The 13,685-nt window shown below is 62.2% G+C and carries 10 protein-coding genes; 6 read left to right on the top strand and 4 right to left on the bottom strand.

The window, feature by feature from the left end:
* Window positions 1-34: 34 nt before the first annotated feature.
* A complete protein-coding gene (locus tag PAN31117_RS25880) occupies window positions 35-2,353 on the top strand; it encodes a UvrD-helicase domain-containing protein (RefSeq protein WP_150740715.1) in 2,319 nt (772 codons plus the stop codon).
* A gap of 72 nt (window positions 2,354-2,425) precedes the next feature.
* On the opposite strand, the gene PAN31117_RS25885 is transcribed toward PAN31117_RS25880, so the two are convergent.
* The 3 genes from PAN31117_RS25885 to PAN31117_RS25895 all read right to left on the bottom strand — a co-directional run bounded on the left by PAN31117_RS25885 (window position 2,426) and on the right by PAN31117_RS25895 (window position 4,755).
* Window positions 2,426-3,238 (bottom strand): BPSS1780 family membrane protein, encoded by an 813-nt coding sequence (locus tag PAN31117_RS25885; protein WP_150740716.1) that lies wholly within the window; start codon window positions 3,236-3,238, stop codon window positions 2,426-2,428.
* A gap of 31 nt (window positions 3,239-3,269) precedes the next feature.
* The gene (locus PAN31117_RS25890; protein ID WP_150740717.1) at window positions 3,270-4,241 is read right to left on the bottom strand and encodes a homoserine kinase; all 972 of its coding nucleotides are present in this window, start codon (window positions 4,239-4,241) and stop codon (window positions 3,270-3,272) included.
* Between the two features lie 142 nt (window positions 4,242-4,383).
* Window positions 4,384-4,755, bottom strand: coding sequence for a hypothetical protein (locus tag PAN31117_RS25895; RefSeq protein WP_150740718.1), 372 nt, complete (start codon window positions 4,753-4,755; stop codon window positions 4,384-4,386).
* A gap of 354 nt (window positions 4,756-5,109) precedes the next feature.
* On the opposite strand from PAN31117_RS25895, the gene PAN31117_RS25900 reads away from it, so the two are divergent.
* On the top strand, window positions 5,110-6,342 hold the full coding sequence (locus PAN31117_RS25900; RefSeq protein WP_150740719.1) for a YeeE/YedE family protein: 1,233 nt from the start codon (window positions 5,110-5,112) through the stop codon (window positions 6,340-6,342).
* A 98-nt stretch (window positions 6,343-6,440) separates the two neighbouring features.
* Here the strand turns inward: PAN31117_RS25900 and PAN31117_RS25905 are convergent, their stop codons facing one another.
* Entirely contained in the window at window positions 6,441-7,175 is a 735-nt protein-coding gene (locus PAN31117_RS25905; protein ID WP_046292526.1) for an LOG family protein, read from the bottom strand.
* Between PAN31117_RS25905 and polA the strand changes: the two genes are divergently transcribed.
* The 4 genes from polA (at window position 7,176) to PAN31117_RS25925 (ending at window position 13,592) form a co-directional block, all read left to right on the top strand.
* Entirely contained in the window at window positions 7,176-9,914 is a 2,739-nt protein-coding gene (polA, locus tag PAN31117_RS25910; protein WP_150740720.1) for a DNA polymerase I, read from the top strand.
* Window positions 9,915-10,120: 206 nt separating this feature from the next.
* The gene (locus PAN31117_RS25915) at window positions 10,121-11,485 is read left to right on the top strand and encodes an NAD(P)/FAD-dependent oxidoreductase (protein ID WP_174991133.1); all 1,365 of its coding nucleotides are present in this window, start codon (window positions 10,121-10,123) and stop codon (window positions 11,483-11,485) included.
* Between the two features lie 177 nt (window positions 11,486-11,662).
* Entirely contained in the window at window positions 11,663-12,538 is an 876-nt protein-coding gene (locus PAN31117_RS25920) for a dienelactone hydrolase family protein (RefSeq protein WP_150740722.1), read from the top strand.
* A gap of 127 nt (window positions 12,539-12,665) precedes the next feature.
* Window positions 12,666-13,592 (top strand): ZIP family metal transporter, encoded by a 927-nt coding sequence (locus PAN31117_RS25925; protein WP_370855791.1) that lies wholly within the window; start codon window positions 12,666-12,668, stop codon window positions 13,590-13,592.
* Window positions 13,593-13,685 lie beyond the last annotated feature (93 nt).

Genomic DNA, 13,685 nt, shown 5'->3' on the forward strand with positions numbered 1-13,685 from the left:
TATAATCGGGCTTCACTCGAAATTCCTCCCCGACATGCCCGATCTGCTCGCCAATCTGAACCCCGAACAACTGGCCGCCGTCACGCTTCCCGACGAGCCAGCCCTCATTCTCGCGGGCGCGGGTTCCGGCAAGACGCGCGTGCTCACGACCCGTATCGCCTGGCTGATCCAGCAGGGGCACGTCGGCCCGGCGGGCATTCTGGCGGTGACTTTTACCAACAAGGCCGCCAAGGAAATGCAGGCCCGGCTTGGCGCGATGCTGCCGATCAGCACGCGCGCCATGTGGATCGGTACCTTCCACGGGCTGTGCAACCGCATGCTGCGCGCGCATTTTCGCGACGCCGGGCTGCCGCAGAGCTTCCAGATCCTCGACCAGTCCGATCAGCTCTCCGCCATTAAGCGGATGATGAAGGCGGCGAATGTCGACGATGAGAAATTTCCGCCGAAAAACCTCCAATATTTCATCAATAACGCGAAAGAGCAGGGCTTGCGACCGCACGAGGTCGAGGCCAACGACGCGTTCAACCAGAAGTTCGTCGAACTGTACGCGAGCTACCAGGAGCAATGCCAGCGCGAGGGCGTGGTCGATTTCGCCGAACTGCTGCTGCGCTGCTTCGAGCTGCTCAAGCACAACGAGCCGTTGCGCGTGCATTACCAGTCGCGCTTCCGCCATATCCTCGTCGACGAGTTCCAGGACACCAACAAGCTTCAGTACGCGTGGCTGAAGATGCTTGCAGGCACCCAGGCTGCAGTGTTCGCCGTGGGTGATGATGACCAGAGCATCTACGCGTTTCGTGGTGCCAACGTCGGCAATATGGCTGACTTCGAGCGTGAATTCCGCGTTCGTCACCTGATCAAGCTGGAGCAGAACTATCGCTCGCACGGCAATATTCTCGACGCCGCGAACGCGCTGATTTCCAACAATGCACGGCGTCTGGGCAAGAATCTGCGCACCGACGCGGGCCACGGCGAGCCGATTCGCGTCTATGAGGCGGCGACCGACCTGCAAGAGGCCAGCTGGCTCGTCGAGGAAATCAAGGCGCTGGTCGCGCAGGGCCTGTCGCGACAGGATGTGGCCATTCTGTACCGCAGCAACGCCCAGTCGCGGGTGATGGAACATGCGCTGGTCGGTGCGGGCATTGCCTACCGCGTGTATGGCGGCCTGCGCTTTTTCGAGCGTCAGGAAGTCAAGCACGCGCTGGCGTATCTCCGTCTGATCGAAAATCCGAACGACGACACGGCCTTCGCCCGCGTCGTCAATTTCCCCACGCGCGGTATTGGCGCACGCTCGCTGGAGCAACTGGCCGACGCGGCGCGTCTCTACAACTGCTCGATGTACGCGGCTGTGCCCTATATGACGGGCAAGGCCGGGACCAATCTGCTGGCGTTCGTGCGCATGATCGAACAGATGCGCCACGCCACCGAGCGGCTCACGTTGCCGGAGGTGGTGACGCACGTCGTCGACGCGAGCGGCCTGATTACGCATTACCAGACCGAAAAGGAAGGGCAGGATCGCATCGAGAACTTGCAGGAACTGGTGCATGCCGCCACGGCCTTCATCGCCGAGGAGGGCTACGGGCTGGACGCACCGGCGCGTCTGATCGCGATGCGCCCCGCATTGCCGGGTGCACCTGACGTGCTGGCGTCTGCCGATGGCGTGGTCGATGCCGATGCGCCGGTGGAGATGACTCCGCTGGCAGGCTTCCTCTCGCATGCGTCGCTCGAAGCGGGCGACAACCAGGCCGAAGCCGGGCAGGACGCGGTGCAACTGATGACGGTGCACGCCGCCAAGGGGCTGGAGTTCACGGCGGTGTTCGTCACCGGCCTCGAAGAGGGGCTGTTCCCGCATGAAAACAGTGCGCTCGAACTCGATGGACTCGAAGAAGAGCGTCGTCTGATGTATGTGGCGATCACGCGAGCGAAGGAGCGTCTGTACCTGTCGTTCACGCAAAGCCGTATGCTGCATGGCCAGACGCGCTACAACGTGCGCTCGCGCTTCTTCGACGAAATCCCCGAAGAAGTGCTGAAGTTCCTCACGCCGCGTGCGCAGCCGGGGGCGCGTCTCGCTCAGAGCGAGCCGGCCTGGGGGCGCGACTGGTTCTCACGCCCGCAAGTCAGCGCGCCGAAGGACGAATGGGCGGCGACGAAGTCGGAGCAGGCATTGGCCGACCGCTCGCGCGCTTCGGAGACGGGCTTCAAACTGGGGCAGGGCGTGTTCCACACCAAGTTCGGCGAGGGCAAGATCATCGGTCTGGAAGGCACGGGCGACGAAGCACGCGCACATGTGAAGTTCGGCCGTCATGGCGAGAAATGGCTGGCGCTGGCCGTGGCGAAGCTTCAGCCGATCGAGTGATCGTTGGCGCGCCAATAAAAAAGGGCACCTTCGGGTGCCCTTTGCTTTTCTCGACGTCGGTCGATGAGGAACTCAAGCCTCCGGCGGCGAAACGTTCGGATCGAGCGCCCCGATCTCCTGCACGCCGAAGCACCCGCGATAGCTGGCGTAGAACGAGCAGTAGATGATGGCGGCGAACAGCAGCGACAGCGGCGAGACCAGAAGAATGGCGTATTGGAAGACGCCCAGCACCGCCATGATCATCGTGAGAATCATCGATGCTGCCGCTGCGAGCAGCATCACACACAGCGCGTAGACGACGAACGCGCGGAAGTTGCGCGTACAGGCCGTCCAACTGAAGAAGATGGCCTTGACGGGCGTGATGTCGTGCCACGCCACGAGGACCGGCGCGAACCAGAACAACATCGCCACCGGAATGTACGCGATGGCGAAGGCAATGGCGGCGACCAATCCGGCAGTGCCGTTCATGATCTCGTCGCGATTGACGTTGCCGTCGAACAGCAGGTTGTTGATCAGTTCGCCGCCATTGAACAGCGACGAAATCAGGTAGGCGGCGATGGTTGCGGCCATGTAATACCCGCCTAGTACCAGCAGACGGCGGGCGATGTCCTTGCCGTGTCCGCGAAAACCGTCGAGCAGCACCTGAGGCAGCACCTGCTTGTTCTTGATGATGTCGCGGCAGGCGGCCATGAAGCCCACCGACAGGCCCGGCACCAGGACGAGCAAAACGGGCCCGCCGATGATCGGCACGAAGGAGATCACCAACGTGCCGAACATATAGGCAAACAGCAGGCTCATGATGGCGAGCGGGTTCTTGCGGAACAGCCAGATGCCTTGGCGCAGCCACAAATAACCACTCTTCGGCGGGACTTCAAGCAATTGCATAGGGTTCGAGAGACTCCGAGTGGGCGTCGGGTTACAGCCAGGGAATGGAAACGGCTTCGATGCGTTTGCGCAGGATTCGTTCGAAATGCACCGGATCGTGCGGCTTGAGCATTTCGGCCGCCCGCGGCAAGTGAAAATCATACAGGCGCGAGAGCCAGAATCGCAGCGCGCCCGCTCGCAGCATGTCGCGCCAGTGCGACGCCTCGATGTCGGTCAGCGGGCGTACCGTCTCGTACGCGCGCAGCATTGCATGCACACGGGCGTCGTCCAGCTCGCCGGTGGCGAGGTCGCAGCACCAGTCGTTGACCGTCACGGCCAGATCGAACAACCACTTGTCGCAGCCGGCAAAGTAAAAGTCGAAGAAGCCGCCGAGGCGGGGCGAGCCGTCTTCAGCCTTGTCGAAGAGTACGTTATCGCGGAACAGATCGCAGTGGCACGGCCCGGCCTGCATCGCGCGATAGTCGCCTGAGCGGAAAAACGCCTCCTGATGCACCATCTCGCTTTCCAGCAGCGTGCGCTCGGCATCGCTCAGGAACGGCAGCACGGCCGGGGCCGCTTCACGCCACCACGGCAAGCTGCGCAGGTTGGCCTGTTCCAGCGTGAAGTCGCGTCCGGCCAGATGCATGCGGGCGAGCATCGCGCCGACATGGGCGCAGTGCTCGGCGGTCGGGCTCAGTTCGGAGCGGCCCGACAACTTGGTGACGATGGTGGCCGGCTTGCCGTTCAGCTCGCCAAGAATCTCACCCGTGCGATCCGGAATCGGATCGGGCACCGGCACGCTGTGATGCGCCAGATGGCCCATCAATTGCAGGTAGAACGGCAACTGCGTGGCCGTGAGCTTCTCGAACAGCGTCAGCACGAACGCGCCGCGCTCGGTCGTCAGGAAGTAGTTGGTGTTCTCGATGCCCGAGCTAATGCCACGGAAGTCGAGAACATTCCCCAAATCGTAGCGTTGCAGCCACTGATTGAGCTGCTCGGGCGAGACGGAAGTAAAAACGGCCATGCGTGCGTTGAGTGGATGAGACTCAGACAAACGGCCCGTGCGCGTGCAGCGGGCCGCTGGTTTGAGACAAACAGGAATCTGGCGCGCCCTGACCCGACGATGTCGGGCGTTGACGCGTGAAAGGGTCAGATTACCAGAGACGTCAGAACTTCAGGCCGACGGACGGCAGACGGTCGTTTTGCGACGTGTTGTCACGTGCGCGCGGCGCGTTGTCGGGCGGCGTGGTCAACTGGTAATTGGTGCCGAAACGGGAGTGGACGTCGATCTCCGTGGGCTTGCCGCGATCGCGGTACTCGGTCACGGTCGTGCCCTGGTCGTTAACGTAGTAGCTCGGCTTGCGTTCTTGGTTGACGTCGACGTTCTGGACGCTGGTGGCAGCGGCGCGGGCGTCGGCTTCGCGTTTGGCGGCTTGTGCGGCGGTTTCCTTGCCTTCCTGAGCGTAGGCATGACCGGCAAACAGCAGGCCAGCACCGATCAGCAGGGGCAGGGCACGGGAAAAGCGCGTTTTCATCATTATTCTCCGAGGGCGGGAACGCATCTGCGACGTAAGAGGCAAGCCGGGCCGGCGCAGCGGGTTCCAATATGTCCATTCTATCAAACGTACCCCACTTCGCATTGTGGAATCTCGTCGAATGCACCGTGGTTGCTTGCCCGCAGCGCTTTTTACCCTCACCAGTGAACGTTTCATGACAAAGCTTCTGTCCAAAATGTGAGATTTAGGATGATTCGCAATTTGGCGCATTATTTCTTTTGGTTATAAAGAAATCACAAAACGGTTGTTCGCATCGATGTCGTGTTCTGGCATTCTTGAAAATTGTCTCAATGGGTGGCCAGGTGCCACCCATCTGCATTCTGGAGTCAGAAAGTCATGTCGTCTTCCGCTTCGGCCGCCGTCAAAACGGCGTTGCCCGCCCCTTCTTCCTACAATGCTCGCCCGCTGACGATTGCGCTGGTGCTTATCGTCGTCGGCATTGCGTATCTTCAAGCGACGGTCGGACCGAAACAGGCTGCGCTCGCGGGTGTCGGCGCGTTGCTTGGCGTCGCGCTGTACCACGCGGCGTTCGGCTTTACGTCGGCCTGGCGCGTGTTCATTTCGGATCGTCGTGGTGCCGGGTTGCGCGCGCAGATGGTAATGCTCGCGGTCGGTGTCTTGTTGTTTTTCCCGGCACTGGCCGATGGCACGCTCTTCGGCAACAAGGTCGTCGGTCTCGTATCGCCGGTCGGCGTGTCGGTGGCGGTCGGTGCGTTCATCTTTGGTATCGGCATGCAGCTCGGCGGCGGTTGCGCGTCGGGCACGCTGTACACGGCGGGCGGTGGCAATACGCGCATGCTGGTGACGCTCGCGGCGTTCATTGTCGGCTCGGTCGTGGCGACGGCGCATCTGCCGTGGTGGGAATCGCTGCCGCACATCAAGCCCGTCTCGCTCGTGAAGACGTGGGGCCTGTGGCCCGCGCTGATCGCGAACCTCGCGCTGTTTGCACTCATCGGTGCGTTCACGCTCTGGGCGGAGAAGCGCCGTCATGGCCGTATCGTCGGTGTGCCGATGACGCGCAGCGCCAAGGGCAAGCCCGCGCTGCTGCGCGGTCCGTGGCCGCTGGTGTGGGGCGCACTCGCGCTCGTGCTGCTCAATTATGCAACCCTCGCCCTGGCGGGCCGCCCGTGGGGCGTGACGTCGGCCTTTGCACTGTGGGGCGCGAAAGCGTTCATGGCCGTGGGTATCGACGTCGCCTCGTGGCCGTACTGGGCCAAGCAGGTCAACGTACTTAACGCGCCGGTCTCGCAGGACGTGACGACCGTCATGGATCTGGGCATCATCCTCGGCGCATTGGTGGCCGCCTCGCTAGCGGGCAAGTTCGCGCCAGTATGGAAGGTGCCCGTGCGCTCCCTGATCGCGGCTATCGTGGGCGGTCTGCTGCTTGGCTACGGCGCACGCCTGGCGTATGGCTGCAACATCGGCGCGTACTTCAGCGGCATCATCTCCGGCAGCCTGCACGGCTGGCTGTGGCTGGTGGCGGCGTTCTTCGGCAACGTGTTCGGCACGCGTCTGCGCCCGTTCTTCGGCCTGGAAGTCGAGACGACCCCGCGCGAAAGCGGCTGCTGATTCGTCGCTCCGGCGGACGTGCGTCCGCCACAAAAAAACGGCGCTCGCGATGATCTCGCGGCGCCGTTTTGCATTGCGGATGACGTTGCGCTTGGCCCTTACAGGTAGAACATCTTTTCGCTGGTTTCCGTCTCGGGTTCGATGTGCCCGTCGTAGAACGCGAAGACCGCTTTGAGGATCTCGTCGGGGTCGTCGATCACTTGCACGAGATCGAGATCTTTTTCGCTGATGAGGCCCATCGGCAGCATCGACGAGCGCACCCAGTCCAGCAGACCTTTCCAGAACTCCGAACCTACGAGAATCACCGGCACGTGACGCGACTTCTGCGTCTGGATCAGCGTGAGCACTTCGGACAATTCGTCGAGCGTGCCGAAGCCGCCGGGCATGATCACGAAGGCGTCCGAATTCTTGACGAAGGTGACCTTACGGGTAAAGAAGTGGCGAAAGCGCAGCGAGATGTCTTGCCACTGATTGCCTTTCTGTTCGTGCGGGAGTTCGATGTTCAGACCGACGGTCGGCGACGCGCCACCGTGCGCGCCCTTGTTGGCCGCTTCCATGATGCCGGGGCCGCCGCCGGAGATGACAGCGAAGCCGTTGTCCGAGAATTTGCGGGCAATCGTCATCGTCAGTTTGTAGAACGGCGATTTCGGCTTGATGCGGGCGCTGCCGTAGATGCTGACGGCCGGCCGGATCTCCGACAGGTACTCGGTCGCCTCGATGAACTCTGCCATAATCGTGAACATCTGCCACGACGCGCGCGCCTTCTTGGCGGTGGCGCGCTCATGGTCTGCCAGCATGCGCAGACTCGGTATCTCTTTTCTTCTCTTGGTCATATGTCGGAACAGCAAAGTCTGGAAGGTAAGACGCTCTTATTGGTCGATGGTTCGAGTTATCTCTATCGAGCCTATCACGCCCTGCCGGATCTGCGCGGCCCAAGCGGCGAACCTACGGGCGCGCTGCACGGCATCGTCAATATGCTGCGCCGCATGCGTAAAGACGTTCATGCAGAGTACAGCGCTTGCGTTTTCGATGCAAAGGGCAAGACCTTCCGCGATGATTGGTACCCCGAGTACAAGGCGAATCGCCCGTCGATGCCCGAAGATCTGCGCGCGCAGATCGAACCGATTCACGAAGCTGTGCGCGCGATGGGCTGGCCGCTGTTGATGATCGACGGCGTGGAAGCCGACGACGTCATCGGCACGCTCGCAAAGCGGGCGGCCGAGCTGGGTATGCGGGTGGTCGTCTCGACCGGCGACAAGGATCTGGCGCAGCTCGTGAACGACCGCGTTACTCTCGTCAACACGATGACGAACGAAACGCTCGACGCGGCTGCCGTTGAAGCAAAATTCGGCGTGCCGCCTGCGCGCATCGTCGATTACCTGACGCTGGTGGGCGACACGGTCGATAACGTGCCGGGTGTGGAGAAGTGCGGACCGAAGACGGCCGTCAAATGGCTCACGCAATACGGCGATCTCGACAACCTCGTCGCCAACGCTGCCGAGGTGAAGGGTGCCGTCGGCGAGAATCTGCGACGTGCGCTCGACTGGCTGCCGATGGGGCGCAAGCTCGTGACGGTGGCGCTCGATTGCGATCTCGCGCCGCAGGTCACCTCCATCGAAGCGAGTCTGCAAACGCAGCCCGAAGACGCCGAAGTGCTGCGCGATTTCTTCTCGCGCCACGGCTTCAAGACATTGCTGCGCGAAGCGGAAGCCACAGTGGCATCGCAAGCCGGTGAAGAAGCCCCGGCACCGGTGGCCGACACCCTCGAGCGTCAGTATGAAGCGGTGCTCACATGGGAGCAGTTCGATGCGTGGCTGAAGATCATCGAAGCGGCCGAGTTGACGGCGTTCGATACCGAGACGACCTCGCTCGATGCGATGCAGGCGCAACTCGTCGGTCTGTCGTTCTCATGCGAACCGGGCCGCGCGGCTTACATCCCGGTAGCGCATCGCGCGCCGGGGGAAGTCGAGCAATTGCCGCGCGACGAAGTACTGGCCCGTCTGAAGCACTGGCTCGAAAGTCCCGATCACAAGAAGGTCGGACAGAACCTCAAGTACGACGCGCATGTGCTCGAAAACTACGGCGTGATTTTGGGGGGTATTGCGCACGACACGCTGCTCGAATCGTACGTGCTCGAATCGCATCGCAGTCACGACATGGACAGCCTCGCGTCGCGCCATCTGGGCGTGACGACGGTCAAATACGAAGACGTGTGCGGCAAGGGCGCCAAGCAGATCGGTTTCGACGACGTGAGCGTCGAACGTGCGACGGAGTACGCAGCGGAGGACGCCGACATTACGCTGCGTCTGCACCGTGCGCTGTACCCCGACGTCGCCCGCGAAGCCACGCTCGAATTCGTCTATCGAGATATCGAAATGCCCACGGCGCGCGTGCTTCAACGCATGGAGCGCAATGGCGTGCTGGTCGACACGGCGCGTCTGGCGGCGCAAAGCGACGAGATCGGACGCAAGCTGGTCACGCTCGAAACCGAGGCGTACGCGCTGGCCGGACAGCAATTCAATCTGAATTCCCCCAAGCAGATCGGCGACATCTTCTTCACGCAACTGCAACTGCCGGTCGTCAAGAAGACGGCCAGCGGTGCGCCGTCGACCGATGAAGAAGTGCTGCAGAAGCTCGCCGAGGACTACCCGCTGCCGAAGGTGCTGCTGGAGTATCGCGGGCTGGCCAAGCTCAAGTCGACGTACACGGACAAGCTGCCGAAGATGGTCAATCCGTCGACGGGACGTGTACATACGAACTACGCACAGGCCGTGGCGATCACCGGCCGTCTCGCGTCGAACGATCCGAACTTGCAGAACATTCCTGTGCGCACGGCCGAGGGGCGTCGCATTCGTGAAGCCTTCATCGCGCCTCCGGGCAGCCAACTGGTCTCGGCCGACTACTCGCAGATCGAATTGCGCATCATGGCGCATATCTCGGGCGACGAAAGCCTGCTGCGTGCGTTTGCGAACGGCGAGGATATTCACCGGGCGACCGCTGCGGAAATCTTCGCGGTCACGCCGCTGGAGGTGTCGTCCGAGCAACGTCGCTATGCCAAGGTCATCAACTTCGGTCTGATCTACGGCATGAGCGCGTTCGGGCTGGCCGCGAACCTCGGCATCGAGCGCGACGCGGCCAAGCAATACATCGATCGTTACTTCATGCGTTATCCGGGCGTGGCGCGCTACATGGACGAGACGCGCAAGAGCGCTAAGGCGAAAGGTTACGTCGAGACCGTGTTCGGCCGCCGCCTTTGGCTGCCGGACATCAACGGCGGCAACGGCCCGCGTCGTCAGGCGGCCGAACGCGCGGCTATCAATGCGCCGATGCAAGGCACCGCGGCAGACCTCATCAAGCTGTCGATGATTGCCGTGCAGCGCTGGCTGGACGATAGCGGCTTAGAGACGCGTCAGATCATGCAGGTGCACGACGAACTCGTGCTCGAAGTGCCGGACCATGAATTGGCGGAGGTTCGCAAGCGTCTGCCGGAACTGATGTGCGGCGTAGCTAAGCTGCGTGTGCCGTTGGTGGCCGAAGTCGGCGTTGGCGAAAACTGGGAACAAGCGCACTGATAGTGCCGGGCGAATGCCCGAAGTGTGTGGGGCGGTCGGCGTTGCAGCACGCTTCGACCGTCATGACGATCAAGGTCACGCAATAGCGGAAATAGGGTGACGGGTATACCCTAAGTCCGCACTCTGCGGTATGGTAATCGCTATCGCCGGTCTGGCAAATGCTGACCGGCCGGACGGTTTTCCAAGCACGGGGAGTTATTGTGAGTGTGCATCGTATCGTTGTGGTCGGCGGAGGCGCCGGCGGTCTCGAACTCGTCACCCGGTTGGGCGACAAGTACGGGCGTGGCAAGGACGTTCAAATAACGCTGGTCGACCGTTCCCTGTCGCACATCTGGAAACCGTTGCTGCATGAGGTCGCGGCCGGTGTCATGGACACGGCAACGCATCAGCTCTCTTACGTGGCGCAGGCGAACTGGCACCACTTCGAGTTCGCGACGGGCGAGATGATCGGGCTGGATCGTGCGGCCAAGACCATCCGTCTGGCGGCCGTTCCGGCGGCGGACGACGAAGGCGAAGGCGATCTGCTGCCCGAGCGCACGCTGCCCTACGACACGCTTGTGCTCGCCATCGGCAGCACGACTAATTTCTTCGGTGTTCCGGGTGCCAGGGAACACACCATTGCCCTCGATACGGTCGAACAGGCCGAGCGTTTCCGCCGTCGGTTGATGGCAGCGTGTGTGCGCGCACAGAGCGCTGCCGAGGCGTCGGTACCGGCTGCTGCAACCGAGACCCAGAGCGGTGGCGCGTTGCTGTCCCCACCGGGCGCGCAGCGTCCCAAGGTCAATCTCGTGATCGTGGGTGCGGGCGCGACGGGCGTGGAGCTGTCGGCCGAGTTGCGCAATACCGCAGAAGTGTTGCGCTCCTACGGTCTGAAGCTCGACCCGCGCAAGGACGTGCGCATCACCATCATCGAATCGAGTCCGCGCATTCTGAAGGCACTGCCGGAACGTGTGTCGGGCGCGGTAGCCGGGCTGCTCGCCAAGCTGGACGTTGACATTCTTTGTGGCGATTCGGTGGCGGAGGTGCGTGCCAACGAAGTGGCCCTGACCAGCGGCAAGATTCTGCCTGCGGACATCACGGTCTGGTCGGCGGGTATTACCGCACCGCCTGTGCTTGGCACGCTGGGGCTGGACGTCAATCGTCTGAACCAGATCGAAGTTCTGCCGACGCTGCAAAGCAAGACCGATCCGGACATCTTCGCGTTCGGCGACTGTGCCAGCTGCGAGTGGCCGGAGCACGGCTTCGTGCCGCCGCGTGCGCAAGCGGCGCACCAGCAGGCGAGTTTCCTCGTGAAGGCCGTTGAGGCACGTCTCAAGGGACAGAGCTTGCCGACGTTCACGTACCGCGATTTCGGCTCATTGGTCTCGCTGGGCAAGTTCAGCGCGGTAGGTAACCTGATGGGTGGACTGATCGGCGGCAGCATGTTCATCGAAGGGCTGTTCGCCCGCGTGATGTACACGTCGCTTTATCGGATGCACGTGGCCGCGCTGCATGGCGTCTGGCGCATGATGCTCGATACCGTGGCCAATCGGCTGCGTCGCTCGACCGTGCCACGCGTGAAGCTGCACTGACGTTCTGACAGCATTTCGCTGACGTCCCGGCCGCGCAGGCACTTTGCTTGCGCGGCTTTTTTCATGCTGCGTGCTGAGTGCAAGCGAATTCCCTCTCTAGTAATATCCGAACGTCCGGCCTCGGGTCGGCAGTCTTCCCGACCATTTTCTTTTTGACGCTTTCTCCTGGAGTGCGACATGTCGCAAGCGGATCTGGATAGTCTCGTACCCGAAGTTGCGCCGCGTAACCGGCGCGATTTTTTGAAGACCGCCGTCGGTTCGGCGTTCGCACTGGCGGTGCTGCCGGTGGCGGCCGAAACGATCACCACCGACACGCAAGGACTGGACGCAGGCGAGCGCATGCTCGAAGTGCCGGGTATCCAGATGCCGGTGTACTACGCAAAGCCCGCGGGTAAGACGCATCTGCCGACGATCATCGTTGTCTCGGAGATTTTCGGCGTGCATCAGCACATCGCCGATATCTGCCGTCGCTTCGCGAAGCTCGGCTATCTGGCGGTCGCGCCGGAGTTGTTCGCGCGTGCGGGCGACCCGCAATCGTTGGGCACGATTGCCGAGATTCAATCGCAAATCGTAGCGAAGACGCCGGACAAGCAAGTCATGAGCGACATCGACGCGACCTTGAAGTGGGCGGTGTCCAATGGCGGCGACGAAAAGCGGCTCGGCATTACCGGCTTCTGCTGGGGCGGACGTGTCGCGTGGCTCTATGACGCGCACAACCCGAACGTGAAGGCGGCGGTGGCCTGGTACGGACGCATCGTCGGCGACAAGAGCGAGAACTTCCCGCAGAACCCGATCGATATCGCGGGCAGGCTGCATGGTCCGTTGCTGGGGTTGTACGGCGGCAAGGACACAGGGATTCCGGTCGCGAGCGTCGAACGGGCGCGCGAAGCGCTGGCCAAGGGCGACGCTGCGTCGAAGGGCTCTGAGCTGAAGGTGTTCCCGAACTCGGGTCACGCGTTCTTCGCGGATTATCGGGCGAGCTATGTCGAGGCCGACGCGAAAGAGGGTTGGAAGCTGGAGCAGGACTGGTTCCGAAAGCACGGCGTTGCTTGATGGCGGTGAGGTGAGGGGAGCGCCGTCGGTGTGCCGACGGCGTGTGGCCCTTGAGGTCGAGGGGGGCGACGGCGCGATTGTCGACAGCTTGCATCCCGATACGCCTGCTTAGGCCCCGCACGCCTCGATGTGCCAATGGTTTGCCTGTAACGGTAAAAGCTGGTTAAATCGCCGCCTTGCCCGCGGGAGAATCACCATCGACGCCATCTTTCTTTTCATCGTTATCGCCACGCTGGCTTCCGGCGTGCTGAGTCTATTCGGGGCGGCGTCGCTGTCGCTGGGTCTGCTCTCGAAGCTCATCGACAAGATGGTGAGTTTCTCGGCAGGCGTGCTGCTCGGCACGGCGTTGCTGCATTTGCTGCCGGAAAGTCTGGAGTCGCACGTCGACGCGCACGTCATCACGCGCTGGTTGCTTGGCGGACTGCTGGGGTTCTTCCTGCTGGAAAAGCTGGCGTTGCTGCGCCATAGCCACCATCACGAAGGCGACGGACATCATCACGAGCATGGCCACGACGCGCACGAAGCGGGCAAGGGCGGCTGGATGATTCTGGTGGGCAGCGCGATCCACAATTTCGCCGACGGCGTGGTGATTGCCGCCGCTTTCCTGACCGATCCGCGTCTGGGTGTTGCGGCCACGGTCTCGATCACGGTCCACGAAGTCGCGCACAAGCTGGGCGACTTCATGGTGTTGCTGAACGCGGGGTTCAAGCGCCGCAAGGCGCTTGTGCTGACGCTGGCGTCGAGTCTGACGGCCTTGCTGGGCGGCGTGCTTGGTTACTTCATGCTGGATCGTCTGCAAAGCCTGATCCCGTATCTGCTGGCGCTTGCGGCGAGCAGCTTCATCTACATTGCCGTATCGGATCTCATGCCGCAGATGCAACGGCGCACATCGCCGCGCGACGCCCTGCCCCAGATCTTGCTGATCGGTGTCGGGTTGGCATTGGTCGTGTGGCTCAATGGTCATGATCACGATCATGACCACGGGCACGGTCATGATGAAGGCGGGAGCGCGCTGGCGATGTCGGCAAGCGTCGTCAAGCCGAGTAGCGAGTAACGCGCGACATCGACCGGTGTCAAGTCCTGAAATAGGTTGACAGTTATTTCAGGTTAAAACGCTCGATGCACCGCATCGGGCGTTTTGTATTTC

Source organism: Pandoraea anapnoica (assembly GCF_902459765.1).
Taxonomy (GTDB): Bacteria; Pseudomonadota; Gammaproteobacteria; order Burkholderiales; family Burkholderiaceae; genus Pandoraea; species Pandoraea anapnoica.

Coding starts and splice junctions, on each gene's coding strand:
- PAN31117_RS25905 (WP_046292526.1), bottom strand. CDS start 7,175: ATGACCAAGAGAAGAAAAGAGATACCGAGTCTGCGCATGCTGGCAGAC.
- PAN31117_RS25920 (WP_150740722.1), top strand. CDS start 11,663: ATGTCGCAAGCGGATCTGGATAGTCTCGTACCCGAAGTTGCGCCGCGT.
- PAN31117_RS25895 (WP_150740718.1), bottom strand. CDS start 4,755: ATGATGAAAACGCGCTTTTCCCGTGCCCTGCCCCTGCTGATCGGTGCT.
- PAN31117_RS25880 (WP_150740715.1), top strand. CDS start 35: ATGCCCGATCTGCTCGCCAATCTGAACCCCGAACAACTGGCCGCCGTC.
- PAN31117_RS25890 (WP_150740717.1), bottom strand. CDS start 4,241: ATGGCCGTTTTTACTTCCGTCTCGCCCGAGCAGCTCAATCAGTGGCTG.
- PAN31117_RS25900 (WP_150740719.1), top strand. CDS start 5,110: ATGTCGTCTTCCGCTTCGGCCGCCGTCAAAACGGCGTTGCCCGCCCCT.
- PAN31117_RS25885 (WP_150740716.1), bottom strand. CDS start 3,238: ATGCAATTGCTTGAAGTCCCGCCGAAGAGTGGTTATTTGTGGCTGCGC.
- polA (WP_150740720.1), top strand. CDS start 7,176: ATGTCGGAACAGCAAAGTCTGGAAGGTAAGACGCTCTTATTGGTCGAT.
- PAN31117_RS25925 (WP_370855791.1), top strand. CDS start 12,666: ATGTGCCAATGGTTTGCCTGTAACGGTAAAAGCTGGTTAAATCGCCGC.